Raw genomic sequence first — 24,472 nt, 5'->3', positions numbered from 1 at the left:
AGCCTTTAAGCCCTTTGTGGATAAGCGCTGGTAGCTATTAATTTGGTAGCTCTCCTGCACCCAAGCGCAGGAGCGTCGTCTGGCCAGAGCACGCTACCATCGCGGCCATGCCCTTGCTCAACGAAGAAGCCCCTGCACTGCCGCTGGATGCCCAAGGCATTCTGGAGCTGGCGGCGCGCTCCATGTTTCAGCTGTTCTCCAGTGTCAGCCAGGGCATGTTTTTGGTGGACCGCAGCGGTCGCATCGTTTGGGTGAACGAGGGCTACCAGCGCTTTTTGCCCGCCCTCGGGTTCTCGTCGGTGGACCAGTTTGTGGGCCGCACGGTGGAGGATGTGATCCCCAACACCCAGATGCGCCGGGTGCTCGAAACCGGCCAGCCGGTGCTGATCGACTTGCTCACCAACAAGGCGGGCACCTTTGTGGTCAGCCGCATTCCCTTGCGCGACGAGGCCGAGCGCGTGATCGGTGCCATCGGCATCGTGCTGTTTGACCACCCCGAGACCACGCTGCAGCCGCTGATCGGCAAATTTGCCTTGCTGCAGCGCGACCTCGATGATGCACGGCGCGAGCTGGCCAGCCAGCGCAGCCGCTCGCTGGCGGTGCCGGGCGATGGCGAGCGGCGCGCCAAATACACCTTTGCCAGCTTTGTCGGGTCGAGCCCCGCTGCATCCGAGGTCAAGCGCCAGGCGCGCCGTGCCGCGCAGTCGTCCAGCCCGGTGCTGCTGCTGGGCGAAACCGGCACCGGCAAGGAGCTGCTGGCCCATGCCATCCATGCGGCCTCCAGCCGCGCCAGCGGCCCGTTTGTCAGTGTGAACATTGCCGCCGTGCCCGATACGCTGCTCGAAGCCGAGTTCTTTGGCGTGGCGCCGGGCGCCTACACCGGCGCATCGGCCAAGGGGCGCGATGGCAAGTTCAAGCTGGCCGACGGCGGCACGCTGTTTCTCGACGAAATTGGCGATATGCCGCAAAGCCTGCAGGCCAAGCTGCTGCGTGCGCTGCAGGAGGGCGAGATCGAACCCCTGGGCTCGAACAAGCTGGTGCCGTTCAATGTGCGCGTGGTGGCCGCCACCTCGCGCGACCTGGCGGCGCTGGTGCGCGAAGGGCGCTTTCGCGAAGACCTTTTCTATCGCCTGCATGTGCTGCCGGTGCGCGTGCCGCCACTGCGCGAGCGGCGCAGCGACATCCCCGCGCTGGTGGAAGTGCTGGGCGAAGACCTGGCGCTGCGCAACGGCACGGCGCCGCCCGAGTTGCAGCCCGATGCCCTGGCGCTGTTGGCCGGACAGCCCTGGCGCGGCAACATCCGCGAGCTGCGCAATGTGCTGGAGCAGGCCGTTATGCGCAGCGATTCGCAATCCATCGATGCCTACCAGCTCGAATGCATCCTGCGCGAAGCGGGGGTGGAGCCGGCGGCCCCCGTGCGCGATGCCCTGGCGCAGGCCGGGCTGCTGGGCGACGAGTGCTATCTGCGCCCCCTGGCCAAGCAGGTGGCCGAACTGGAGCAGCGCGCCATTGCAGCGGCGCTCAAGGCCCATGGTGGTAACAAACAGGCCACGGCGCGGCAGTTGGGCATCTCGCGGGCCACGCTGTATGGGCGTCTGGAAAACCCTGAATAAAAAACAGCCAAATGCCTGAATTTCAGGCACTTTGTTTGTCTGGAATTCTGACATTTTCATTCGGTTTGAATAATTTATTCATATAAATCAATGGGTTGATGATTGGCACGAACTGTGCAATGTTCAGTCAAAACAATAGGAAACCATCCCATGCAACGCCGCACCCTGGTCGCACTGGCCACCCTGGCCGCCACACTGTCTGCCCCCGTATTCAGCCAGTCGGGTGAAATCCGCATCGCCCACGTCTATAGCAAGACCGGCCTGCTCGAAGCCTATGGCAAGTAGACGCAAACCGGCCTGATGATGGGGCTGAACTACGCCACCGGCGGCACCATGCAGGTCAATGGCAAGAAGATCGTGGTGATCGAGAAGGACGACCAGGGCAAGCCCGACCTGGGCAAGAGCCTGCTGGCATCGGCCTACTCGGACGACAAGGCCGACATCGCGGTGGGGCCCACGTCCTCCGGCGTGGCGCTGGCCCTGCTGCCCGTGGCCGAGGAATACAAAAAGATCCTGCTGGTCGAGCCCGCCGTGGCCGACGCCATCACGGGCGACAAGTGGAACAAGTACATCTTTCGCACCGGCCGCAACAGCAGCCAGGACGCCATCAGCAACGCCGTGGCCATCGACAAGCCGGGTGTGACCGTCGCCACGCTTGCGCAAGACTATGCCTTTGGCCGCGACGGCGTGAAAGCCTTCAAGGACGCCATCAAGAGCGCCAAGCTCGTGCATGAGGAATACCTGCCCACCAACACCACCGACTTCACCGCCGGTGCGCAGCGCCTGATCGATAAGCTCAAGGACCAGCCGGGCCGCAAGGTCATCTGGATCTTGTGGGCCGGCGCGGGCAACCCGTTCAAGATTGCCGACATGGACTTGAAGCGCTACGGCATCGAGATCGCCACGGGCGGCAACATCCTGCCCGCCATGGCCAGCTTCAGAAACTTCCCGGGCATGGAAGGCGCTACCTACTACTATTTCGGCATTCCAAAAAATCCCGTGAACGAAGCCCTGGTGTCCGCGCACTACAAGCAGTTCAAGGCACCACCCGACTTCTTTACGGCCGGCGGCTTCAGCGCGGCCATGGCGCTGGTCACGGCGCTCAAGGCCACGGGCGGCGATGTCAACACCAACAAACTCATCAAGACCATGGAAGGCATGGCCTTTGACACCCCCAAGGGCAAGATGACCTTCAGGCGCGAAGACCACCAGGCCCTGCAAAGCATGTACCACTTCAAGATCAAGGTGGACCCGGCCTTTGCCTGGGGCGTGCCCGAACTGGTGCGCGAGATCAAGCCCGAAGAGATGAACGTGCCGATCCGTAACCAGCGCTGACCGGTGCCGGGCGGCCCTGCGGGGTTGCCTGGGTGCTCACTTATTTGTAGCTGTAGGCGCTTTGTGGATAAGCGCTAGATGGTATTTTGGTCAAAAAACCAGGGGGATGCGCTGCCAATGGCCTTCGGCGGCGCGCGCACCACACATGCTTGAAACCCGAGACCTGACCATCCGCTTCGGCGGCCATGTGGCGGTGAACGCCGTGAGCTGCGCGTTCGCGCCGGGCACGCTCACGGCCATCGTGGGCCCCAATGGCGCGGGCAAGACGACCTATTTCAACCTGATCTCGGGGCAACTGCGGGCCAGCGCCGGCACGGTGGCGCTGGGCGGGCGGGACCTGACGGGCCAGTCGCCATCAGCGCGCACACGGGCCGGGCTGGGGCGGGCGTTTCAGCTCACCAACCTGTTTGCGGGCCTTACGGTGCTGGAGAACGTGCGACTGGCCGTGCAGGCCACGCGCGCCGGCGCACACCGCCGCGGGCTGAACCTGTGGAGCATCTGGGGCGACCACCGCGCGCTGACCGAGCGGGCGCAAGCCATCCTGCGCACCGTGTCGATGCTGGAGCGCAGCGATACCCCCGTGGCCAGCCTGCCGCATGGTGACCAGCGCAAGCTGGAGGTGGCGCTGCTCATGGCGCTGGAGCCGCAGGTCTACATGTTCGACGAGCCCACCGCCGGCATGGACCACGACGAAGCGCCCGTGATCCTGAACCTGATCCGCGAACTCAAAAAGGACAAGACCAAGATCATCCTGCTGGTCGAACACAAGATGGACGTGGTGCGCGAGCTGGCCGACCGCATCATCGTGCTGACCAACGGCACGCTGGTGGCCGATGGCGCACCGGCCGAGGTGATTGCATCGCCCGTGGTGCAGGAGGCGTACCTGGGGCTGACGCCCCAGGACGCCTCTGGCGGCACTTACGCTCTCCCCCATCCCGACCTTCCCCCGTCCGGGGGAAGGGGAGAACAGCCATGAGCGGCACACTATTGGAGTTGCGCGGCGTGCACACGCACATCGGCGCCTACCACGTCCTGCATGGCGTGGAGCTGGCCGTGCCGCGTGGCCAGCTCACCATGCTGCTGGGCCGCAACGGCGCGGGCAAAACGACCACGCTGCGCACCATCATGGGCCTGTGGCATGCGTCGCGGGGCAAGATCACGTTCGCCGGCAAGGACATCACGGCGCTGCACACGCCGCAGATCGCCGCAATGAACATCGCCTACGTGCCCGAGAACATGGGCATCTTTGCCGACCTCACGGTAAAGGAAAACATGCTGCTGGCCGCCCGCAACGCGCGCAACGTGGCGCAGATGGACACCGCACGCCTCGAATGGATCTTCAGGCTGTTCCCTGCGGTCGAGAAGTTCTGGAACCACCCCGCAGGCAAGCTCAGCGGCGGACAAAAGCAGATGGTGGCCGTGGCGCGCGCCATCATCGAGCCGCGTGACCTGCTCATCGTGGACGAGCCCAGCAAGGGCCTGGCCCCGGCCATCATCCACAACATGATCGAGGCGTTCGACCAGCTCAAGAAGAGCGGCGTGAGCATTTTGCTGGTCGAGCAGAACATCCACTTCGCCAAGCGCCTGGGCGACACCGTGGCCGTGATGGACAACGGCCAGGTGGTGCACGCGGGCAGCATGGCCGCGCTGGCCGAGGACGAGGCGCTGCAGCGTTCGCTGCTGGGCTTGGCACTATGAGTTTCATGTCTTTTTGGCCTCTGGCGCTTATTCAGAAAGCGCTACCAGCTATTAATTCAGTAGCTAAATTGGTGACAACCAGGTGGCTCGTATGAGTGTCACCCACGACTTCGACTGGAAGCCTCTGGCCATGGTGCCCGCGCTCGCGCTGCTGGTGCTGCCCTTCGTCGGATCGCCCAGCACCTGGCTCACGCTCACGGTGGCGGGGCTGGCCATGGGCATGATCATCTTCATCATCGCCTCGGGCCTCACGCTGGTGTTCGGCCTGATGGACGTGCTCAACTTTGGCCACGGCGTGTTCATTGCGCTGGGTGCCTTCGTGGCCACCAGCGTGCTGGGCGCCATGGGCGACTGGACTGGGTCTGACCAGCTGTGGCGCAACATGGTGGCGGTGCTGCCGGCCATGCTGGTGGCCATGGCCGTGGCGGGCGCCGTGGGCCTGGCGTTCGAGCGCTTCATCGTGCGGCCCGTGTATGGCCAGCATTTGAAGCAGATCCTCATCACCATGGGCGGGATGATCATTGGTGAAGAGCTCATCAAGGTGATCTGGGGCCCGGCGCAAATCCCGCTGCCGCTGCCCGGCGGCATGCGCGGCGCACTGCTGATTGGCGATGCCGCCATTGAAAAATACCGCCTGGTGGCGGTGGCCGTGGGCCTGCTGGTGTTTGGCGTGCTGGCCTTCATGATGTCGCGCACCAAGGTCGGCCTTCTGATCCGCGCTGGCGTGCAAGACCGCGAGATGGTCGAGAGCCTGGGCTACCGCATCCGCCGCCTGTTTGTGGGCGTGTTCGTGGTGGGCTCGGCCCTGGCGGGGCTGGGCGGTGTGATGTGGGGCCTGTACCAGCAAAGCGTTGTTCCGCAGATGGGCGCGCAGGTCAATGTGCTGATCTTCATCGTGATCATCATCGGCGGCCTGGGCAGCACGGGCGGGGCGCTCATCGGCGCGCTGCTGGTGGGGCTGATGGCCAACTACACCGGCTTTCTGGTGCCGAAGGTGGCGCTGTTCTCCAACATCGCGCTGATGGTGCTCATCCTGCTGTGGCGCCCGCAGGGTGTGTATCCGGTAGCCAACCGGTAAGCCGAGGAGGCAAGACCATGCTGAACCGTCTTCTCTCCGGCGACTACCCGCGCAGCAAGGCGTTGGCGGTGATCCTGGTGGCCATCTTCCTCGGGCTGGCGTTTGCGCCTTTTCTGTTTCCGGGCGTCAAGGCGCTGTCGGTGGCGGCCAAGGTGCTGATCTTTGTGGTGCTGGTCGCCAGCTTTGATTTGCTGCTGGGCTACACCGGCATCGTGAGCTTTGCGCACACCATGTTCTTTGGCATCGGCGCCTATGGCATTGCCGTGGCCACCACGCGCATGGGGCCCACATGGTTTGCGCTGCTGGTGGGGCTGAGTGGGGCGCTGGTGCTTTCGCTGCTGCTGTCGCTGGCCGTGGGGCTGTTCTCGCTGCGCGTGCGCGCCATCTTCTTTGCCATGATCACGCTGGCGGTGGCGGCGGCGTTCCAGACGCTGGCCTCGCAGCTGTCAGACATCACGGGCGGTGAAGATGGGCTGACGTTCAAGGTGCCCGAGGTCCTGTCGCCCAGCTTCGAGCCGTTTGACGAGCCCTTCCTGGGCGTGGCCATCGATGGGCGATTGATCTGCTACTACCTGCTGTTTGTGGCCGCCGTGGTGCTGGTGCTGGCGCTGCTGCGCATCGTCAACTCGCCGTTTGGCCGCGTGCTGCAGGCCATCCGCGAAAACGAGTTTCGCGCCGAGGCCATTGGCTACCGCGTGGTGGTGTACCGCACCACATCAAGCGTGCTGTCGGCGCTGTTTGCCACCATGGCGGGCGCGATGCTGGCGCTCTGGCTGCGCTACAACGGGCCAGATACCTCGCTCAGCTTCGAAATCATGATGGACTGCCTGCTCATCGTGGTGATTGGTGGCATGGGCACCATCTACGGTTCGGTCATCGGGGCCGTGCTTTTCGTGGTGGCGCAAAGCTACCTGCAGGACCTGCTGCGCCTGGGCCACGAGGCCACGGCAGGCCTGCCCTGGCTGTCCGCGCTGCTTTCGCCTGACCGCTGGTTGCTGTGGCTGGGCGTGTTGTTTGTTTTGTCGGTCTATTACTTTCCCGCTGGCGTTGTTGGACGTCTGCGATCGCTGCGCGCCCAAGGCTGAGTGCGCATTTTTGTGTCAGTAAAAAAGGAGACAACATGAAAGCAAACTTGCATGACAAGCGCGCCCTCAAGGTGGCCATGACCGCATTGGCCGGGGCTGTGCTGGTCGCGTGTGGCGGATCGGACGATCCGACCAACGATCTTCCCACCGGCATCACGCCGGTGAGTGCCACCGTCTATCCCGCCACCACAGTGGGCAAAGGAGACAGTGCGGCCACGCAGGACTTGTTGACCGGGGGTATCGGCAAGACCGGGCTGGGCGGTGCCGCACCGGCCTATGCGGACCCGGCCAACCCCACAGCGGCAGAGCTGCGCCGCAATGCGCTGTATTCCAACTACCGGGGCATTCTGGATTACTCGGCCAATGGTGGCTACGGCAGCCTGTATGGCCCCAACGTGACTGCTGACGGCGCCGTGACGACCAGCGAGGGGCTGATTCCCGGCCGCGAATATGTGGCGGCGCTGGACGACGGCTCGGGCCGCAAGCGGACGGTGATCGCGGTGCAGGTGCCCGACAGCTTCAACCAGGCGAGCCCCTGCGTGGTGCTGGGTGCGTCGTCGGGCTCGCGCGGCGTGTATGGCGCCATCGGCACGGCCGGCGAGTGGGGCCTGAAAAAGGGCTGCGCCGTGGCGCTGACCGATGCCGGCAAGGGCGTGGGCCTGCACAACCTGATGGACGACACCGTCCACAAGATCGATGGCACACGCGCTACCCGCACGGCGGCTGGCGCCCTCAACTTTTTTGCCGCCAACATCTCCGACGCGGCCCGGGCCACCTACAACGCCCTGTTCCCGAACCGCCTGGCCCTCAAGCAGGTGCACTCGCAGCAAAACCCGGAAAAAGACTGGGGCAACGACACGCTGGCGGCTGGCCGCTATGCGCTGTATGTGCTCAACGACCGCTATGGCACGGCTGCCAACCCCGTGCCGTTCACGTCAGAGAACACCATCGTGATTGCCGGCTCGGCATCCAACGGTGGCGCGGCTGAAAAAGACAGCGGTGGGTTGATCGACGGCGTGGTGGCCTCCGAGCCCGTGACCGAAATGCCCACCACCAGCGGCTATGGCATCCAGTTTGGCGGTGCGGCCGTTAGCGGCTATGGCAAGACGCTGGCCGATTACACGACCTTCGGCAACATCTACCAGCCCTGCGCTGCGCTGGCGACCGATGCGGCCATGACGGAAACATCCATCTTTAACTACATCCAGCTGGTGGGTATGACGGCGCGGGCCACGGCCCGCTGCGATGGTTTGGCGGCCAAGGGCCTGGTCAGTGGCGCCGACACGGCGGCCCGCTCGCTGGATGCGCTGAACAAGCTGCGCGCTTTTGGCTGGACGCCCGACAACGACCAGATGCACAACGCCCACTATGCGCTGGGCAACGGGCCCATCCTGTCGGCCATGTACCCGGTGAGCTATGGGCGCTTTGCGGTCGAGGCCAATGTCTGCAACACCAGCTTTGCGGCCGTCAATGCCACCGGCGACCCGGTCGCCGTGGCGCCTGCGGCGCTGGCGCAGAGCTTTGCCACGGCCAACGGCACGGCCAACGGCACACCGGCCACCGTGGTTTACAACGACTCGATGGGCGGCGCCAAGGCGTGGCAGTTCGCCAAATCGCCATCGACCGGTGTGGCGGACTTTGGCCTCGATAACGCGCTGTGCCAGCGTGCGCTGGTCACGGGCACTGATACGGTCAGCGGCGCGGCCCTCACGGCTACCACCACGCCGACCAAGGCACAGAGTGACGCGGTGCGTGCGGGCATCGCCGAGGTGGTGCTCAACGGCAACCTGCGTGGCAAACCCACCATCATCGTCAGCGGCCGCAGCGACGCCCTGATCCCGGTGAACAACAACTCGCGCGCCTATGCCGCCTACAACAAGGTGGTGGAGGGTGCAGCCAGCAAGTTGCGCTACATCGAGGTGACGAACGGCCAGCATTTCGACGCCTTCCTGCCATTCGGCGGATTTGATACGCGCTTCGTGCCGCTGCACCCGTACTTCAACCAGGCCATGGACGCGATGTATGCGCACCTGAAATCGGGCGCCGCCTTGCCCGCCAGCCAGGTTGTGCGCACCACGCCGCGTGGCGGTGTGCCCGGTGCCGCGCCGGCCATCACGGCCAGCAACGTGCCGCCGTTTGTGGCAGCGCCTGTTGTCGGGAACCAGATCGGCTTTGCCGGTACGTCGCTGAGCGTTCCCAACTGAGTGCACTACTGAGCCTAGAAACGGCAGTTGACCGCTTTGCATTCTTGGCAAAGCCGCACACGGCACCGGCAGGCGCATCCAACTGCTGTTTCTAGGCCGAGAGGCTGAGAGTCTTTCATCCACGCCCGCCTTGATCACCATGCTGCCGTCTTCGCTTTACATCCGTTGTGCTGATTACGAGATCCATGCCACCGAATGGGGTGCACCCGAGGCGCCCGTGGTGATTGCGTGGCATGGCCTGGCGCGGACCGGGCGTGACATGGACGAGCTGGCGCGGCACCTGGCACCGCGCTACCGCGTGATCTGCCCCGACACCATCGGCCGAGGCTTGAGCCAGTGGGCGCACGCGCCGCAGGACGAATACCGCCTGTCGTTCTATGCACGCATCGCAGCGGATCTGTTCGACCAGCTGGGCATTGCCAAGGCGCACTGGATCGGCACGTCCATGGGGGGTGCGATTGGCACCGTGTGCGCTTCGGGCCTGTTCGAGCCGCGACTCAAGGGCCGCATCACCAGCCTGCTGCTCAACGACAGCGCACCGCGCCTGGCCGATGCGGCGCTGGAGCGCATCAAGGCCTACGCTGGCCAACCGCCCGCGTTTGACACGGTGACAGAGCTGGAAGCATTTTTTCGGCAGGTGTACCAGCACTATGGCTGGCTCAGCGATGCCCAGTGGCGCCACCTCACCGAAACCTCCACCCGTCGCCAGCCCGATGGCCGCGTGACGCCGCATTACGACCCGGCCATGGTGCAGCAGTTCACGCACCATGCCAACGACTACCTGATCTGGGACCACTACGACGCACTCGATATTCCGGTGCTGTGCCTGCGTGGTGCGCATTCCGATCTGGTGTTGCCCGAAACCACCGCCGAAATGCTCACCCGCGGCCCTGGCGCGCGCGGCCTGGCGCAGGTCATCGAGGTGCCGGAGTGCGGCCATGCGCCTGCGCTCAATGTGCCCGAGCACTATGCGCTGGTGGATGGCTTTCTGGCAGGCGTTTGAGCCCCGGCGCTGCCTGATCCGGAAGGTCTGAGGCCGGTTCTGCGGCTGTGCGTGGGAGGACCCACACCAGGCCTTGCATGCCATCCCTGGACGCAGCGCTGCCTTCCGCCATGTTCGCTGCTCTCCATCCCCGCTCGCCCCGAGTCCGTCGAAGGGCCGCTCCTAAACACGCGACCCTCAACCTGTTTCGCATGAGCCTGTCGAAAGCCTCCCGCACGCCACGGCTTCGACAGTCCGAGCGGTTGGAGATGGATCAGCGATGCCTATTTCGCATATTTACCCGTGCCCATGCCATCAGGGGCGTGAAACTATCTTCGAACAAGGGTAGGGGCAACAGGTACCGCGCAGCCGTGCGTGGACACGGGCGCGCTGCGCGGTCGCAGGTCGCGTTTCCCTTGACTCCTTTACCGGGCCGTGGCTGCGGTGGAGGTGCTTGCACCCACAGCCAGGTTGGCCTGCACGTTTACGCTTTGCTGCACCAGCGAAGCAATGCCGCTGTTCTGGCTGGCGACCATGATGCCCGCAGCCGACTGACCGACGCTGGTCATGGTGTTGGACATGTTGAACGTGCCAGCGCTCACGGTGTTGGTTCCGCCCGCGCCGCCTATGCCGCCCTGGCCGGCGCCGCCCGTGCCTGCACCTGCGGTGTTGACACCTCCGTTGCCGGCGCCACCGTTGCCGCCGGTGCCATTGCCGCCAGCGCCACCATTGCCAGCGGTGTTGGAGCCGTTGGTGGCGTCGCCGTTGGTGGCGCTGCCATTGGTGCTTGTGCCGCCAGCGCCACCGGTGCCCGCACCTGCCGTGCGGTTGCTGGCGCCAGCATTACTGGAGGCAGTGCCACCGTTGCCGGTGCTGTTGGAGGCGCCGCCATTGCCGGTGGTTCCTCCGTTTCCGCCTGAGCCGCCCACGGCACTCGCGGCGATGGCAGGGGTTTCGCCATCAGTAGGCAGGCCTTGGTTGTTTCCGCCGTTGGCCGAGCCGCTGCCGCCGCCATTGCCATAGCCTTTGCCACTAGCATAAGCAGGGCCGCTGCTGTCGCCGCCACTGGCGCGTCCGCCGTAACCCTTGCCACCGTCGCCGGCGTTGGAGTCGCCATTGCGGGCATCGCCGTTGCTGACCTTGCCATTGGAAGCGTAGCCACCTGATCCCCCCTTGCCGCCGTCGCCTTCGCCGCCGGATCCGCCACGGCCCACACCCTTGGCATCGCCGCCCGAGCCCTTGCCACCGTCGGCGCCATAGGCCTTGCCGCCGTTGGCATTGCCGTTGTTGTAGGCGGTGTTGCCAATGTTATGCACCCTGTTGCCCGTGACCACGCCACTGAGGCTGCTGATGGCGGTGGCTTTGGACATGTTGAACGCGTCGGTGAAGCTGCCTGTGGAGCCATTGCTCATCACCGCAGAACGGGCACCTTCGGCTGTGGCAGCGCCCGAGCGCTTGTTGACGCTGTTGTCAGTGCGGTCTGTGTTACGCGTGATGGCAATGTTGTCGTTGCTGTTTCGCGTGCTGGTTTTGGAGCTGTTGTCGGTGTAGGCGCGACTGTTGTTGTCATTGCTGATGCTGGTGCTTTCGCTGGTGTTGCTGTTGTCCCCAGTTACGGTGGTCTGGTCGGTGGTCTGGTTCGTGGAGCTGGCAAAAGCCACGCCACTGATGCCAAATGCAACTGCCATGGCCGAAGCCACAAGTGTCTTCTTCATAACGCCTCCTGAGTGGATAGAAACAAGGTCAAGGATTGAGTTGCGCGGACGCAATTCAGGGGCTTTCAGCAACTTCAGTGCCTGTCACATGAGTGCCGATTGCAGCGGGGCGGTCCTTGCAAGGGACGGCGCGATTCAAGGGAGCCGGAGAGACATGGCCAACGTGAAACGGTGGATTGAGAGGCTGGTGATGAGACGTACATGGTGCTATTGAAAATATAGCTGTATGCGCTTTTCCATCCATCGGTTCAGCTTGATTGCGTTGATATTCATGGTCAACGCTGACCAATGTTTTGTTGGATTGCCTCGGTCAGCGTGCTGTTCAGGTTCATGGCCCGCACCATGCCCAGCCCGTTGCTGCTGGTGTTGATGATGGTCTGGTAGCGGATCTGCTGGTTGTTCAGGGAGTTCTGTATCAGCGTGCCTGCGGTGCTGCCAGCGATGGTGGTAACCGTGGGGCCCTTGGCACCGGTGGTGGTTGTCGAGGGGCCGGACGCAAAGGTGTTGTCCGGTCCGTTTTGCACCAGGCTGAGGGACGTCAGCTTCTGGCCTAGCTGGGTCGCCTGCGCTGGCGTGAGGTCTGCCATTCGGCCGACGTTGAGCGTGGTTTCTGTGATCAGGGCACCGTTGATGTATACCGCTCGGGAGATGCCGAACGACACCATTAGCCCATGGCCCATGTTGAAGCCGCCACGCAGTGAGTCCAGCGTCTGGTCGCCCACGGCCATCCAGAACTTGTCTTGTGCCGGGGGGGCTGCATGGGCACTGACCGTAAGCGTTCCCAGCAGGCTCAGTTGCGCAATTGCCCGCATGGTGGCTGAGGCCGTTTTCACACGGAGATGCAGGTTAGGCATCAGAAGTCTCCTGGCCCCTGCTTTTGCAGGGCAAAGCCATTAAAGCCGGCCCGCGCCACGTCGCCGTCAATGGGCGCGCGCGGTGCCACGCGCCAGTCGGTGGCAAGGTTAAAGCGTGCGGAATCCATCCGGTTGTGGATGACAAACAGCAGTTTGCTTTGCCACAGGGATTCGAAATCCTCGCGCGAGAGCGCGCGTGTGCCCTGCGCTGGATCGCCCACCAGCACGCGGTCGCCTTGCAGGCCCTTGACCACGACGAAATGCTGGTAGCCGTTTTCGTTGACCAGCACGATGGCGGGAATGCGTGCCTCCAGCAGCTTGTCGATGGGCTGCTGGAACCCGTCGGCTTCGAAGCCGAGACTGGCCAGAAAGCGCTTCATGTCGAGCAAGGAAAAGCCTTCGCGCTGGATCTTGGCCTGGTCGCCATGGGCGTACATCTGGGTGAACACCGTCTGTTCGTCGATCGGTGTGCCGTAGTGGTGGGTCAGCAGCGTGGCGATGGCCGCCGAGCCGCAGCTGAAATCGAACTTCTGTAGCAACGTGCCAGCCAGGCGCGCCTGCTTGATGCTGGTCACGGGCAGGGTCACGTCGCCGGCACCCGTGGAGGGGAAATAGGCCGACTGCGCGGATGCCGCAGTGGCCGCGCCAAGCAGCAGCGCGATCGAAAGCAGGGGCAGTTGCATGGTGGCCACCCAGGTCAGTTCATCTGCACATGCACGATGACGGCGTTCTGGATCAGCACGTTCGCGCCCGAGTTTTGAATCACGACGGGCATGCCGTTCATGTTGGCGAAAGCGCCCGCGCTGATGGCGTTGTTACCGGTGTTGACATGCTGGGCCGTGTTGTCGGCGGTGGTGCCGGTCAGTGTCATGTCGTTGCGCACCTGGGTGCTGCCGCCACGGTAGGTGTCCAGGGTGGTGGAGTCCACGGCCGTGGCCACAAAGGCGGACGGTGCGGGTGCGATGGAGTCGGGTGTGCGTGCGCTGTTCCTCGCCATTGGTACTTCGGACACTTGTGCGGCGGCATGCGCTGTCATGAGGGACGCTGTGAACAGGCCCAAAACTGCATGAAGGGAGCGGGTCGAGGTCATGGGAAGCCCTCTATGAGCAAGGTGGATGGCAAAGGGCACCGCGCAGCCGTGTGTGGAAGAGGCACGCGCTGCGCGGGTCTTGGGCTGTGCTTACTTGCCAACAGCCAGATTGGCCTGCACGTTCACGCTTTGCTGGACCAGCGAGGCGATGCCGCTGTTCTGGCTGGCGACCATGATGCCCGCAGCCGACTGACCGACGCTGGTCATGGTGTTGGACATGTTGAAGGTGCCGGCGCTCACGGAGTTCATTCCGCCCGCGCCGCTGGTGCCGCCTTGGCCTGCGCCGCCCGTGCCTGCGCCCGCAGTGTTCACACCACCGTCACCGTTGCCACCGTTGCCACCGGTGCCATTGCCGCCAGCGCCGCCATTGCCAGCGGTGTTGGAACCGTTGGAGGCACTGCCGTTGGTGGCGCTGCCATTGGTGCTGGCGCCGCCGGCGCCGCCGGTGCCCGCGCCTGCAGTGCGGGTGCCGCCGCCGGCGTTACTGGTGGCGGTGCCGCCTGAGCCGCTGGCAGCAGAGGCGCCACCGGCACCGGTATTGCCACCGTTGCCGCCGCTGCCCAGGCCTTGGTCGTTGTTGCCGCCGTTGGCCGAGCCACTGCCGCCGCCATCGCCACTACCCTTGCCATAGGCAGAGGCAGTGCTGCTTTGGTCGCCGCCACTGGCGCTACCGCCATAGCCCTTGCCGCCGTTGCCGGCAGTGGCATTGCCGTTGACGGCGTCGCCGTTGCGGACATTGCCATTGGATGCGGAGCCACCCAGGCCGCCCTTGCCGCCGTCGCCTTTGCCGCCCGAGCCACCAAAACCCACACCCTTGGCATCGCCGCCATAGCCGTTGCCGCCGTCGGCGCCATAGGCCTTGCCACCATTGGCATTGCCATAGTTGGAGGCGTTGTTGCCAATGTCGCGCACCTTGTTGCCCGTGACCATGCCGTTCAGGTTGCTCGTGGCGGTGGCTTTAGACACATTGAACGCATTGGTGAACGTGCCCGAGGAGCCGTTGCTCACCGCAGCCGAGCGTGCTCCGCTGGCGGTGGCATCACCAGAGTCCTTGTTGACGCTGTTGTCGGTCTTGTTGGCGTTGCTGGTTTTGCTGATCGTGTCGTTGTCGTTCTTTGTGTAATTGCGCACACTGTTGTTCGTCTTGGTGACGCTGTTGTTGTCTGTGCTGGTGCTGGCGCTGGTGACGTTGTTGGTGTTGCTCCCCTCTTCGGTTGCCTGGGTTGTGGTTTGGTCCGTGCTACTGGCAAATGCCACGCCGCTGATACCGAACGCAACTGCCATGGCCGAAGCCACAAGTGTCTTCTTCATAAAGCCTCCTACGGTGGAATGAAACAAGGTCAAGGGTTGAGTTGCGCGGACGCAATTCGGATGACGTTCAGCAACTTCAATGCCAGTCACATGCCAGTGTGGGGTGTGGCGGCGCAGCGCTACAGGAGACATGGCACCTCAAGGGGCTCAGCAGAGCCAGGCAAAAGTGAAGCGGGCGCAATGGTTCCGCGCAAAGTGTCACAGGAGGTTGACGCAACTGCCCCAGGCTGCCGCGTTTTCGGTGTGACGGCTCGCGCAGTCGCAGTTGATTCATATGAAAAACCACCCTGTGTTTGCCACAGGCCAGGTGTCTCAGGCCTGTGACGCACCGGTCGCGTGGGGCGGGTTGCGATGGGGTTGGACGAACCAACGCCTCCACCCAACCGGGCATTCGAAAACGCGTGCGCGGCCGTTGCAGGCGACGCCTGAGCTCTGCGACTTTTGATGGATACCAGTGTGGAATCTTGCGTCCAAACTTACCTCTGCTTGCAGAGTGGTGCTTGCCCATGGAGAGAGCTCGCCCCTATTCTTGCCCGGCGTTCACCGCCACTGTTGGCACAACAAAAACGCCGTTGCAGCGCCATGGGGAGTAGTCGCATGAAAACGCACAGTTCACCCAGACCTTGGGTTTTGGTTACCGGTTCGGTCATGGCCTTGTCCAGCGTCATGGTGCAGGCGCAGAGCGTTCCCGTACGCAAGGGAATAACCCAACGCATTGAAGCGCTGGAGCAGCAGGTCGGCGCGCAAAGTCGCGAGATCGAGGCGATGCGCCAGCAGGTGCTTGAACAGGAGGCCCGCTACCAGGACCTGGAGCGCTCGGTGGCCGAGTCAGCGCGCAGCGCGCCGCAGCCCGTCACGGCCGAGGCGGCGCCTGCGGGCAAGGCGCCTGCCGACACCGGGGCCCGCCCCGTGCAGGTGGGGGTGGCACCGGTGGTGGACAACCAGCCTCCGGCGGTGGCGCCCTTGTTCGACCAGCCTGGCATCCTCACGCAGCCGGGCCACTATGTGCTGGAACCGTCCCTGCAATACGGCTACTCGTCCAGCAATCGCGTGGCACTTGTCGGTTACACCATCATTCCGGCGCTGTTGATCGGGTTGATCGACGTGCGGGAGGTCAAGCGCAACACCCTGACTGCGGCGCTTACCGGCCGCTGGGGGCTGACCCGCCGCCTTGAAGTGGAGATGAAGGTGCCTTATGTGTACCGCTCGGACGACACCATCAGCCGCGAGATATTTACCGGATCGGCGTCAGAGCAGGCGTTCAATACCAGCGGCCGTTCCATTGGTGATATCGAGTTTGCGGCGCGCTACCAACTCAATGAGCCCAAGGGCAACGACCCCTATCTGATTGGGTCACTGCGCTTCAAGACCCGCACCGGAAAGGACCCGTTCGAGGTGGTTACCGATTGCGTGACGCGCTGCCTGGGCAACACCACCGGCACGGGGCTGCCGCTGGACCTGCCCACGGGGTCGGGCTTTTATTCGCTGCAGCCTTCGCTGACCTGGCTGCTGCCCTCGGACCCCGCGGTGTTTTTTGGCGGCATCAGCTACACCCGCAACTTCGGCCGCAGCAATGTGAGCCGCCGGGTGCTCTCGGGCGAACAGGAATTTATCGGCAGCGTCAAGCCTGGCGATGTCTGGGGCATCAACTTCGGTATGGGCCTGGCGCTCAATGACCGCTCGTCCTTCAGCGTGGGAATTGACCTCAACTCTGTGGGTCGCACCAAGCAAAACGGCGTGCCCGTGCCCAGTTCGGTGCGCACGCAGCTGTCGTCATTGCTGCTCGGGTATTCGTACCGCTACAGCAGCCGGACCACCCTGAACGTCACCGTGGGTGCCGGCCTTACGCGCGACACGCCCGACCTCACGCTGAGCGTGCGCCTTCCGATGTCCTTTTGACCGTGCAACGTGAACCTACGAGAACAACATGCCATGCCTGTGCGCAAGATCCTATGCCTGAGTCTGGGAGCAGAGGGCAAGATAGTGGAAGACCACCTGCGGCGCGCGGGGTGGGACGTTGCATGTTGCAGCGATGTGTCTTCGGCCCGCAGCCTGCTGGCACAACGCAAATTTGCCGTGGCGTTGGTAGTGGCCGATGCCGCGCAGCGGCTGGACGAGGCCGGCGTGGCTGCCATGGAGGCCTGTGTGCATGCCTCGCTGCAAACGGAATGGGTGGCCTTGTGTGAGCAGGCGGTGCTGGAGTCGCATGCGTTCCGTGCGCTGATCCTGAACTGTTTTTTTGACTACCAGGTGCTGCCGCTGGAATGGCCCGATCTGGACCGGATGCTCGAACATGCCGCACAGCGCGCCATGCTGCGCCGCGGTGCAGCCGACACATCGCCCGACGCCGACACCTTGGGCATGGTGGGGCAGGCCGCGTCGATGGTGCAATTGCGCAAGGACATCCGCAAGGTGGCCGGGGCCTTTGCGCCAGTGCTGATCCATGGTGAAAGCGGCAGCGGCAAGGAACTGGCCGCGCATGCCATCCACGCATGCTCGCCGCGCAAAAGCGGGCCCTGGGTGGAGGTCAACTGCGGCGCCATTGCGCCGTCCCTGATCCAGTCCGAGCTTTTTGGTTATGTGAAGGGCGCGTTCACGGGAGCGTCTGCCGACCGGCGCGGGCTGATCGAAGCCGCAGATGGCGGCACCATCTTTCTGGACGAGATCGGTGACCTGCCGCTGGAACTGCAGGCGAATCTGTTGCGCTTCCTGCAAGAAAAAACCATCCAGCGCGTGGGTGCCGTGCGCAGCACCGCAGTCGATGTGCGGGTGGTTGCGGCCTCGCATGTGAACCTGGCCGAAGCGGTGGCACGGGGGCGCTTTCGGGAGGATTTGTTCTACCGGCTCAATGTGCTGACCATCGAGGTCCCGCCGCTGCGCCAGCGCATGGACGATGTGCCACTGCTGGCCAAGCATTTTCTCAAGGTCTGCGCCGCCGACCGGCCCCGGCGCGTGGAAGGCTTCGACCGGCAGGCCCTGGCGGCCATGGCCGCCTATTCATGGCCGGGCAACGTGCGCGAGCTTTACAACTGCGTGCAGCGTGCGGTGGTCATGACCGACCAGCGCTATATCAGTGTCCGCGACCTTGGCCTGGCGCCCGCCGATGCGGTGGCCAGCACCGACCTGGATGCAGCGCGCACGCTGGCCGAGCGTGAAGCGATCGCGCGGGCGCTGACGCTGGTGGGCAACAACGTCACGCGCGCCGCCCGCGAGCTGGGTGTTTCGCGCATGACGCTGTATCGGCTGATGGACAAGCACCGCATCAGCGCGGAGGCGTCGTAAGCCTGCTTTGCGGGACTCAGCCGGCCTGCCGGGCCGCCCCGTTGCGTCTGCCCGTGCCTCGGCGTGTGTGCCCCGCACTCTGGCAGGCTCGCCGGAAGGCGCGCAGCGTCTGCTCGGCCCGGCTGAGCACGGTGCCCTCTACATCGGCGGCCAGGTCGGGCAGCGCGCCCGGCCCCATGCCCGAGGCTTCGCCCGTCAGCAGCGCAATGCCTTCGCTCACATGGCCCACGGTGTACACATGGAATAGCCCGCGTTCCACCGCATCCACCATGGCGCGGCTGAGCATCAGGTGGCGCAGGTTGCGGGCGGGGATCAGCACGCCCTGCGTGCCATCCAGCCCGGCGGCGGCGCAGGCGTGGAACCAGCCCTCGATCTTTTCGTTGATGCCGCCCACGGGCAGCACCTCGCCGTGCTGGTTGAGCGCGCCGGTCACGGCAATGCCCTGGCGCAGCGGCAGGCCCGACAGGCTGGACAGCAGCGCATATAGCTCGGCGCACGAGGCCGAGTCGCCCTCCACGCCGCTGTATTCCTGCTCGAACACGATGGAGGCGTTGAGCGCCAGGGGCGCCACATGGCTGAACAGCGCGGTCAGGTAGCTGTGCAATATCAGCACGCCTTTGTCGTGGATGGGGCCCGACATATCGACCTCGCGCTCGATGTTGAGCAGGCCCTCGTGCCCGGCAAAGGTGCGCGCCGTGATGCGCACGGGGAAACCAAAACGGTAGTCGCCCAGATCAACCTGCGTCATCGCGTTGATCTGTCCGGCCACCGTGCCGTGCAGCGTGATGAGGCGCTCGCCCTCGGTGATGGACTCGTGCAGCTGCTCTTCGGGGTAGTTGTGGCGCAGGGTGTGGGCCTGCAGCGCGGCATCGACATCGGGGGCTTCGACCAGCGTGCCGCCGCGGGCGCGGCACAGGGCGGCGCTTTCGATCACCAGGGCCTCGGTGTTGCCAAACAATGCGCTTTGGCGGCTCTGGTCGTCGGCCTCGCGGTGGGTCTGCTCCAGCAGGCGCGCCACGGCGCTGGGGGCAAAGTGGGGCAGGCCGCGCTTCTTGGCGCTGTGGGCGACAAAGATGGCGGTGGCGTGGCGGGTGGCGGGGCTGGCGGCAAAGCGCTCGGCAAAGTCCACCTTCACGCGAAAACGGCGTGCGGTGTCGGGGTCGGCCTCCTGCAGGGCGTAGTACTCCTCGACCGAACCGATCAGCACGATCTTCACGTCCACATCCACTGCCTCGGGTTGCAGCGCAACGGGCGTGGTGGGGCCGTGCGCTGCGGCGGCGCTGCCCTCGTCGATCTGCAGGCGGCTGCTGCGCAGAAACCGGCGCAGCCTGGGCCACAGGCCCTCGTCTTCCACCAGGTCGCGCAGGTGCAGCAGAATGAAGCCGCCATGGGCCTTGAGCAGGCTGCCCGCGCGGATGCAGGAGAAGTCGGCGTGTGGCGGGTCGGTATCGGTCTGGATGTCGATGGCGCCGAACAGGCCACGCATCTGGGGGTTTTCTTCCACCACCACCGGCGCACCGTTGCGTTCGCTGTTGTCGACGGCCAGGTTCACCTGGCAGCGGGCCAGCAATTCGGCCAGGTGGTGCTTGCGCTCGTCTTCGGCGTCCTCGTCGTCCGCGTTGCCCGCTTCGAACAGCGCCAGGCGATTCAGTACTTCACGTTCCACCTGGTCGAGCCACTGGCCCAGTTTGGCGCCATCCTTGATCTGTTTCTTGAGGCCCTGGCGGATGTCCTGTACCGCATGTTCAATCAGTGGCTGGATGGTCTGGCGGCGCAGCTTGACCAGGGCCTCGTCGCGTGCCTGCTCCAGGGGGCGCATGGTGTCCAGAAAGCGTGCAATTTCGGTGCGCAAGGCCTGCTCGGCGGCATCGATTTCGGCGCGGCGTTCGCGCGGCAGCGCCAGTGCCTCGTTTTCGGTGAGCGGGTGGCCCTTGTCGCCCGTGAGGGTGAACACCATCTGCCCGCCTTCGCGCGAGAGGCGAAAGTGGCGGGCCTCGGCAAACGCATCCAGCGTGGCAAAGGCGCTGGCCTCCTCTTTCTGCCAGGTTTTCTGGATGGCCTCGGCTTCGGCCTTGCAGTCGGGGCTGGCCAGGCGTTTGGGGATGTCGGCCTGCAGCATCTTGGCCATTTCCAGCATGGCCACGCGCAGCTGGCGCCCCTGGCCGGCGGGCAGGCGCAGGGCGCGGGGGCGCTCGGGGGCGTCAAAGTTGTGCAGGTAACACAGGTCGGGTGGCACGGCACGCTGCGCCGCCGCCGCCTGCGTGGCCTGGCGCAGCAGCGAGGTGCGCCCGCTGCCCACTTCGCCCAGCACGAACAGGTGGTAGTCGGGCTGCTGCAGGCCCAAGCCAAACTGGGTGGCGGCCTGGGCACGCTCTTGCCCGATCCAGGGCAGGGGCAGGTCCTGCAGCTCGGCGGTGCTGGCAAAGCCCAGGGATTCGGGCGCGATGGTCAGCCGCAGCTGATGGGGTTCAAGGGCGATGGCGGGCATGGGCGAGGGCGTTACTGCAAGCGGCATGGGCCTGCGCACGGCGCAAGGCGGGTGGCAGGTTGCTGCATTCGAAATATGGATAAAAATGGGCTTTAGCGCTTGATGGATAAGCGCTTGAAGCTATAAAAATAATAGTTAATGCGCCACGGGGCACACCCCCGCGGGCGCGCCACCCGCCAGTGCATGGGCACGCGCATCGGCCAGCGCCGAGGCATCGGGCACCGTGGTGGGCCAGCCGGCCAGGTGCTGCTGGGCCACCTGGCTCAGCGCGGTGATCCAGGCGGGGTTGTCGTTCAGGCAGGGGATGTAGTGAAACTCCTTGCCGCCCGCATGCAGGAACGCTTCGCGCACTTCCATGTTGATTTCTTCGAGCGTCTCCAGGCAGTCGCTGGTGAAGCCGGGGCACACCACGTCCACACGCCGGGTACCGGCCTTGCCCAGGGCCTCGATGGTGGGCTGGGTGTAGGGCGTGAGCCACTTGGCCTTGCCAAAGCGCGACTGGAAGGTGATCTGGTAGTGGTCCTTGCGCAGGCCCAGGCGTTCGGCCAGCAGGCGGCCGGTCTTGAGGCTTTCGCAGTGGTAAGGGTCACCGAGGTGCAGCGTGCGCTCGGGCACGCCATGAAAGCTCATCACCAGCTGGTCGGGCTGGCCATGGTGCTTCCAGTGGGTTTCGATGGTGCGGGCCAGGGCGTCGATGTAGCCGGGATGGTCGTGGTAGCGGTTGACAAAGCGCAGCTCGGGCACGTTGCGCGTGCGGGCGGCCCAGCTGTACACGGCGTCCAGCACGCTGGCCGTGGTGGTGCCCGAGTATTGCGGGTACAGCGGCAGGATCAGGATGCGCGTGGCGCCCTCGGCTTTCAGGGCATCGAGCTGGCTGGCGATGGACGGGTTGCCGTAGCGCATGGCATGGCGCACCAGCACGTTGTGCCCGGCCTGGCCCAGCCAGCCGCGCAGCAGCGTGGCCTGTTTGGCGGTCCACACCGCCAGGGGCGAGCCTTCGGGCATCCACACGCTGGCGTATTTGGCGGCAGATTTGGCCGGCCGGGTGCGCAAAATGATGCCGTGCAGGATGGGCCACCACACCAGCCGGGGAATCTCGACCACCCGGTGGTCGCCCAGAAAATCGGCAAGATAGCGCCGCACGGCAGGGGCCGTGGGCGCGTCGGGTGTTCCCAGGTTGCACAGCAGCACGGCGGTGCGCTCGGCCTGGCCGTGGGTGTAGGGCGGTTCGGTTTGAAAAGGCATGGCGCATTCTCACGCAAGGCAGGGCCCGCGCGCCGGCATGGGCCTTTGTGCAGTGCTCGTGGCCCGCGGTGCTCAGACCGGAACGTTCAGGACTGCGCCCTGGCGTGGCCCTTGCCCTGTTCCCAGCGCGACTTGCAGGCCACGCAATGCTGCGTCTGCGGTTCGATCTTCAGGCGCTCGAACGCAATGGCGCAGCCGCATTCGGCGCACAGGCCATAGCTGCCGTCTTCCAGGGCCTCCAGCGCGTGGTCGATGCGCTTGACGTCCGCAGCGTCGATGTTGGTGAGCGCCTGGTCCACTTCGCGCACCACATTGCCCTGCTCGATGCCGTCCTGGTCGGCAGCGGGCGGCGCGAGGTTCTCGCGGTTTTGCTGCATCTGGGCCTGCACGTTTATGCGCGCCGCCAGCAGCAGGGCCTTGAGCTCTTCGCGTTGGGCAGCGGTCAGTGTTGCGTTCATGTTTTTCTCCGGGAGGGTTGATCGGCGCGTTCAGGGCTGGCAACGGCGCCTGCTGCCATTATGGGCAGAGCGCCAGGGAAAAAGCGGTTTTGCGCCCCCGTTGGCCCACGCGCGTTGACCGCGTGGGGTATTCTCTGGCTGGACTTTTTTCGGGCAAGGCCCGCCATCTGCTCTCCCGGAATCCACTGTGTCCGCTGCCGCTATCGATATTTCCCGCATCCGCGCCGTCAGCCTCGATCTGGACGACACGCTGTGGCCCATCTGGCCCACCATCACCCGGGCCGAGGCGGTGTTGCTGCAGTGGCTGACCGACCATGCCCCCGCCACTGCGGCCTTGTTTTCCGACACCACTGCGCTGCGCGCCATCCGCAACCAGATGGTGAGCCTGCGCCCCGACCTGCAGCACAACCTGAGCGCGCTGCGCCGCGAGTCCATCCGCCTGGCCCTCACCCAGGCCGGGGACGACGCGGCGCTGGCCGAGCCCGCGTTTGACGTGTTTTTTGCCGAGCGCCAGCGGGTGGATCTGTTTGACGACGCCCACGCCACGCTGGCCTTCCTGTCGCAGCGCTACCCGGTGGTGGCGGTGTCCAACGGCAATGCCGATGTGCACCGCGTGGGCATCGGCCACTATTTCAGGGCCAGCATCAGCGCGCAAGATTTTGGTGTGCCCAAGCCTGATCCGCGCATCTTTCATGCCGCCGCCAGCACCCTGGGCGTTGCGCCCCATGAGGTGCTGCATGTGGGGGACGACGCCACGCTCGATGCGCTGGCAGCCATCACCGCCGGCATGCAGGCCGTGTGGCTGAACACCGCGCAAAAGGCCTGGCCCCACGACACACCGCCCCATGCCACCGTGACCAGCCTGACCGAGTTGTGCCGCCTGCTGGATGGCCCGGCGGCGCTCTCTGACAAGCGCTAATCCGCTTCAACCCGCTTCAGCCCGCCTCAACCCGCTTTGCCCGGAAACCCCATGCGCTTTAACCCGCCCCCCTTGCCCGTCGTCCGCACCATCGGGCTGATGCAACCGCTGGCCTGGCTGGCCCTGGGCTGGCGCGACATGGCGCGTGCCGGCTGGATCAGCTTTGCGCACGGGCTGGCCATGGCGCTGCTGGGCGCGGCCATCATGGCCGTGGCCCACAACCGTTTTTGGCTGCTGGCGGGCGCGCTGTCGGGCTTTCTGGTGGTGGCGCCGGTGCTGGCCACCAGCCTGTATGCACTGAGCCGGGCGCTGGAGCGGGGCGAGAGCGCCAACACCGCCGTGGTGCTGAAAACCTGGCTCAACTGGCAAAACAGCCATGTCAACAAATGGGGCAACGACTACTGGTGCATGGTGCAGTTCGGCGCCCTGCTGGCGCTGGCCGCCACCGGCTGGGTGGTGACCTCGGCAGCCCTGATCACCCTGCTGGCGCCGGTGCCCATCGAGACGCCGCGCGACTTTTTGCAGCATGTGGTGCTGGCCAGGGGCGGCTGGCTGTTCGAGCTATGGCTGGCACTGGGCAGCCTGATGGCCGCGCCCATCTTCCTGTCCAGCGTGGTGGCCATGCCCCTGCTGCTGGACCGGCGCGCCAGCCTGCGCCAGGCCATCCTCACCAGCTGGCAGGCGGTGCTGGCCAACCCGGTGCCGATGGCGCTGTGGGCCGCGCTCATTCTGGGCTTCACCCTGCTGGGGCTGGGCTCGTTGCTGCTGGGCATGATCGCCGTCATGCCCATGCTGGGCCACGCCAGCTGGCACGCCTACCGCGACCTGGTGGACGCCTCCAGCCTGCCGCCGCGCGAATCCGGCCAGGGCGCGCCAGCCCAAGGGAGGCGCCCGTGATTTTTGGTTTCACCGAAGCGCAGATTGCGAGCTTCTTCCTCACCTACGGGGTGGGGGCCTTCATCCTGTACATGGTTTTCATCATCGGGCAGCTGGCCTGGTCATCGAAAGCCGGGCGGTTTGGCACCTTTGTGCTGTTTCTGGGGCTGGGTGTGGGGTTTCTGGGCTTTCTGGCCAAGGTCGTCATCCAGTGGTGGCTGGAGAAATAGCGGCGCCGC

At 65.0% G+C, this 24,472-nt stretch carries 20 protein-coding genes and 1 pseudogene; 13 read left to right on the top strand and 8 right to left on the bottom strand.

Annotated features, from left to right (window positions below):
• The first annotated feature begins 107 nt into the window (after nucleotides 1-107).
• The 8 genes and pseudogenes from CCX87_RS12380 to CCX87_RS12345 all read left to right on the top strand — a co-directional run bounded on the left by CCX87_RS12380 (nucleotide 108) and on the right by CCX87_RS12345 (nucleotide 10,016).
• Nucleotides 108-1,613: a sigma-54 interaction domain-containing protein gene (locus tag CCX87_RS12380; RefSeq protein WP_087746625.1), complete on the top strand. Its 1,506-nt coding sequence runs from the start codon at nucleotides 108-110 to the stop codon at nucleotides 1,611-1,613.
• A 150-nt stretch (nucleotides 1,614-1,763) separates the two neighbouring features.
• Nucleotides 1,764-2,948, top strand: a pseudogene (locus CCX87_RS12375) (substrate-binding domain-containing protein).
• A 145-nt stretch (nucleotides 2,949-3,093) separates the two neighbouring features.
• The gene (locus CCX87_RS12370; protein ID WP_087748311.1) at nucleotides 3,094-3,924 is read left to right on the top strand and encodes an ABC transporter ATP-binding protein; all 831 of its coding nucleotides are present in this window, start codon (nucleotides 3,094-3,096) and stop codon (nucleotides 3,922-3,924) included.
• A complete protein-coding gene (locus CCX87_RS12365) occupies nucleotides 3,921-4,646 on the top strand; it encodes an ABC transporter ATP-binding protein (protein WP_087746623.1) in 726 nt (241 codons plus the stop codon). The genes CCX87_RS12370 and CCX87_RS12365 overlap by 4 nt, the downstream gene beginning before the upstream one ends.
• A gap of 91 nt (nucleotides 4,647-4,737) precedes the next feature.
• Complete coding sequence (locus CCX87_RS12360; RefSeq protein WP_087746620.1) at nucleotides 4,738-5,724, top strand: branched-chain amino acid ABC transporter permease; 987 nt, start codon at nucleotides 4,738-4,740, stop codon at nucleotides 5,722-5,724.
• A gap of 17 nt (nucleotides 5,725-5,741) precedes the next feature.
• Nucleotides 5,742-6,809, top strand: coding sequence for a branched-chain amino acid ABC transporter permease (locus CCX87_RS12355; protein WP_087746618.1), 1,068 nt, complete (start codon nucleotides 5,742-5,744; stop codon nucleotides 6,807-6,809).
• A gap of 35 nt (nucleotides 6,810-6,844) precedes the next feature.
• The gene (locus CCX87_RS12350; RefSeq protein WP_087746615.1) at nucleotides 6,845-9,013 is read left to right on the top strand and encodes a 3-hydroxybutyrate oligomer hydrolase family protein; all 2,169 of its coding nucleotides are present in this window, start codon (nucleotides 6,845-6,847) and stop codon (nucleotides 9,011-9,013) included.
• A 139-nt stretch (nucleotides 9,014-9,152) separates the two neighbouring features.
• On the top strand, nucleotides 9,153-10,016 hold the full coding sequence (locus tag CCX87_RS12345) for an alpha/beta fold hydrolase (RefSeq protein WP_087748310.1): 864 nt from the start codon (nucleotides 9,153-9,155) through the stop codon (nucleotides 10,014-10,016).
• Between the two features lie 404 nt (nucleotides 10,017-10,420).
• Here the strand turns inward: CCX87_RS12345 and CCX87_RS12340 are convergent, their stop codons facing one another.
• From CCX87_RS12340 to CCX87_RS12320, 5 genes are all read right to left on the bottom strand, one after another.
• Complete coding sequence (locus CCX87_RS12340) at nucleotides 10,421-11,710, bottom strand: hypothetical protein (RefSeq protein WP_087746613.1); 1,290 nt, start codon at nucleotides 11,708-11,710, stop codon at nucleotides 10,421-10,423.
• A gap of 275 nt (nucleotides 11,711-11,985) precedes the next feature.
• Nucleotides 11,986-12,564 carry a hypothetical protein gene (locus CCX87_RS12335; RefSeq protein WP_087746611.1) on the bottom strand — a complete coding sequence of 193 codons (579 nt, stop codon included), beginning with the start codon at nucleotides 12,562-12,564 and terminating at the stop codon, nucleotides 11,986-11,988.
• Complete coding sequence (locus tag CCX87_RS12330) at nucleotides 12,564-13,247, bottom strand: C39 family peptidase (RefSeq protein ID WP_087748309.1); 684 nt, start codon at nucleotides 13,245-13,247, stop codon at nucleotides 12,564-12,566. Before CCX87_RS12330 ends, CCX87_RS12335 begins: the two co-directional genes overlap by 1 nt.
• A gap of 14 nt (nucleotides 13,248-13,261) precedes the next feature.
• On the bottom strand, nucleotides 13,262-13,576 hold the full coding sequence (locus tag CCX87_RS12325; protein WP_157667133.1) for a hypothetical protein: 315 nt from the start codon (nucleotides 13,574-13,576) through the stop codon (nucleotides 13,262-13,264).
• Between the two features lie 168 nt (nucleotides 13,577-13,744).
• A complete protein-coding gene (locus CCX87_RS12320) occupies nucleotides 13,745-14,965 on the bottom strand; it encodes a hypothetical protein (RefSeq protein WP_087746600.1) in 1,221 nt (406 codons plus the stop codon).
• A gap of 597 nt (nucleotides 14,966-15,562) precedes the next feature.
• Here CCX87_RS12320 and CCX87_RS12315 point away from each other — a divergent pair.
• Nucleotides 15,563-16,864: a type IV pilus assembly protein FimV gene (locus tag CCX87_RS12315; RefSeq protein ID WP_232476387.1), complete on the top strand. Its 1,302-nt coding sequence runs from the start codon at nucleotides 15,563-15,565 to the stop codon at nucleotides 16,862-16,864.
• 33 nt (nucleotides 16,865-16,897) lie between these two features.
• Nucleotides 16,898-18,247 carry a sigma-54 dependent transcriptional regulator gene (locus CCX87_RS12310; protein ID WP_087746596.1) on the top strand — a complete coding sequence of 450 codons (1,350 nt, stop codon included), beginning with the start codon at nucleotides 16,898-16,900 and terminating at the stop codon, nucleotides 18,245-18,247.
• A gap of 16 nt (nucleotides 18,248-18,263) precedes the next feature.
• On the opposite strand, the gene CCX87_RS12305 is transcribed toward CCX87_RS12310, so the two are convergent.
• The 3 genes from CCX87_RS12305 to CCX87_RS12295 all read right to left on the bottom strand — a co-directional run bounded on the left by CCX87_RS12305 (nucleotide 18,264) and on the right by CCX87_RS12295 (nucleotide 22,438).
• Nucleotides 18,264-20,735, bottom strand: coding sequence for a Lon protease family protein (locus CCX87_RS12305; RefSeq protein WP_087746594.1), 2,472 nt, complete (start codon nucleotides 20,733-20,735; stop codon nucleotides 18,264-18,266).
• Between the two features lie 135 nt (nucleotides 20,736-20,870).
• Nucleotides 20,871-21,980, bottom strand: a complete 1,110-nt coding sequence (gene hemH, locus CCX87_RS12300; protein WP_087746592.1) for a ferrochelatase — start codon at nucleotides 21,978-21,980, stop codon at nucleotides 20,871-20,873.
• 86 nt (nucleotides 21,981-22,066) lie between these two features.
• A complete protein-coding gene (locus CCX87_RS12295; RefSeq protein ID WP_087746590.1) occupies nucleotides 22,067-22,438 on the bottom strand; it encodes a TraR/DksA family transcriptional regulator in 372 nt (123 codons plus the stop codon).
• A 187-nt stretch (nucleotides 22,439-22,625) separates the two neighbouring features.
• Here CCX87_RS12295 and CCX87_RS12290 point away from each other — a divergent pair, with 187 nt between their 5' ends.
• From CCX87_RS12290 to CCX87_RS12280, 3 genes are read left to right on the top strand one after another with little or no spacing between them, the layout of a single operon-like run.
• Nucleotides 22,626-23,357 (top strand): HAD family hydrolase, encoded by a 732-nt coding sequence (locus tag CCX87_RS12290; protein WP_087746588.1) that lies wholly within the window; start codon nucleotides 22,626-22,628, stop codon nucleotides 23,355-23,357.
• Between the two features lie 51 nt (nucleotides 23,358-23,408).
• Nucleotides 23,409-24,254, top strand: a complete 846-nt coding sequence (locus tag CCX87_RS12285) for a DUF2189 domain-containing protein (protein ID WP_087746586.1) — start codon at nucleotides 23,409-23,411, stop codon at nucleotides 24,252-24,254.
• Nucleotides 24,251-24,463, top strand: coding sequence for a DUF2788 domain-containing protein (locus CCX87_RS12280; protein ID WP_087746565.1), 213 nt, complete (start codon nucleotides 24,251-24,253; stop codon nucleotides 24,461-24,463). The genes CCX87_RS12285 and CCX87_RS12280 overlap by 4 nt, the downstream gene beginning before the upstream one ends.
• The last annotated feature ends 9 nt before the right edge of the window (nucleotides 24,464-24,472 follow it).

Origin of the sequence: Acidovorax sp. T1 (genome assembly GCF_002176815.1) — a bacterium.
Taxonomy (GTDB): Bacteria; Pseudomonadota; Gammaproteobacteria; order Burkholderiales; family Burkholderiaceae_C; genus Acidovorax.
This window is presented reverse-complemented; position numbering and strand designations above follow the sequence as displayed.

What these genes read in the sequence shown, in the direction of transcription:
- CCX87_RS12340 (WP_087746613.1), bottom strand. Translation starts at nt 11,710, where the DNA reads ATGAAGAAGACACTTGTGGCTTCGGCCATGGCAGTTGCATTTGGCATC.
- CCX87_RS12330 (WP_087748309.1), bottom strand. Translation starts at nt 13,247, where the DNA reads ATGCAACTGCCCCTGCTTTCGATCGCGCTGCTGCTTGGCGCGGCCACT.
- CCX87_RS12365 (WP_087746623.1), top strand. Translation starts at nt 3,921, where the DNA reads ATGAGCGGCACACTATTGGAGTTGCGCGGCGTGCACACGCACATCGGC.
- CCX87_RS12315 (WP_232476387.1), top strand. Translation starts at nt 15,563, where the DNA reads ATGAAAACGCACAGTTCACCCAGACCTTGGGTTTTGGTTACCGGTTCG.
- CCX87_RS12345 (WP_087748310.1), top strand. Translation starts at nt 9,153, where the DNA reads ATGCTGCCGTCTTCGCTTTACATCCGTTGTGCTGATTACGAGATCCAT.
- CCX87_RS12360 (WP_087746620.1), top strand. Translation starts at nt 4,738, where the DNA reads ATGAGTGTCACCCACGACTTCGACTGGAAGCCTCTGGCCATGGTGCCC.
- CCX87_RS12310 (WP_087746596.1), top strand. Translation starts at nt 16,898, where the DNA reads ATGCCTGTGCGCAAGATCCTATGCCTGAGTCTGGGAGCAGAGGGCAAG.
- CCX87_RS12305 (WP_087746594.1), bottom strand. Translation starts at nt 20,735, where the DNA reads ATGCCCGCCATCGCCCTTGAACCCCATCAGCTGCGGCTGACCATCGCG.
- CCX87_RS12295 (WP_087746590.1), bottom strand. Translation starts at nt 22,438, where the DNA reads ATGAACGCAACACTGACCGCTGCCCAACGCGAAGAGCTCAAGGCCCTG.
- CCX87_RS12380 (WP_087746625.1), top strand. Translation starts at nt 108, where the DNA reads ATGCCCTTGCTCAACGAAGAAGCCCCTGCACTGCCGCTGGATGCCCAA.
- CCX87_RS12370 (WP_087748311.1), top strand. Translation starts at nt 3,094, where the DNA reads ATGCTTGAAACCCGAGACCTGACCATCCGCTTCGGCGGCCATGTGGCG.
- CCX87_RS12355 (WP_087746618.1), top strand. Translation starts at nt 5,742, where the DNA reads ATGCTGAACCGTCTTCTCTCCGGCGACTACCCGCGCAGCAAGGCGTTG.
- CCX87_RS12320 (WP_087746600.1), bottom strand. Translation starts at nt 14,965, where the DNA reads ATGAAGAAGACACTTGTGGCTTCGGCCATGGCAGTTGCGTTCGGTATC.
- CCX87_RS12350 (WP_087746615.1), top strand. Translation starts at nt 6,845, where the DNA reads ATGAAAGCAAACTTGCATGACAAGCGCGCCCTCAAGGTGGCCATGACC.
- hemH (WP_087746592.1), bottom strand. Translation starts at nt 21,980, where the DNA reads ATGCCTTTTCAAACCGAACCGCCCTACACCCACGGCCAGGCCGAGCGC.
- CCX87_RS12285 (WP_087746586.1), top strand. Translation starts at nt 23,409, where the DNA reads ATGCGCTTTAACCCGCCCCCCTTGCCCGTCGTCCGCACCATCGGGCTG.
- CCX87_RS12335 (WP_087746611.1), bottom strand. Translation starts at nt 12,564, where the DNA reads ATGCCTAACCTGCATCTCCGTGTGAAAACGGCCTCAGCCACCATGCGG.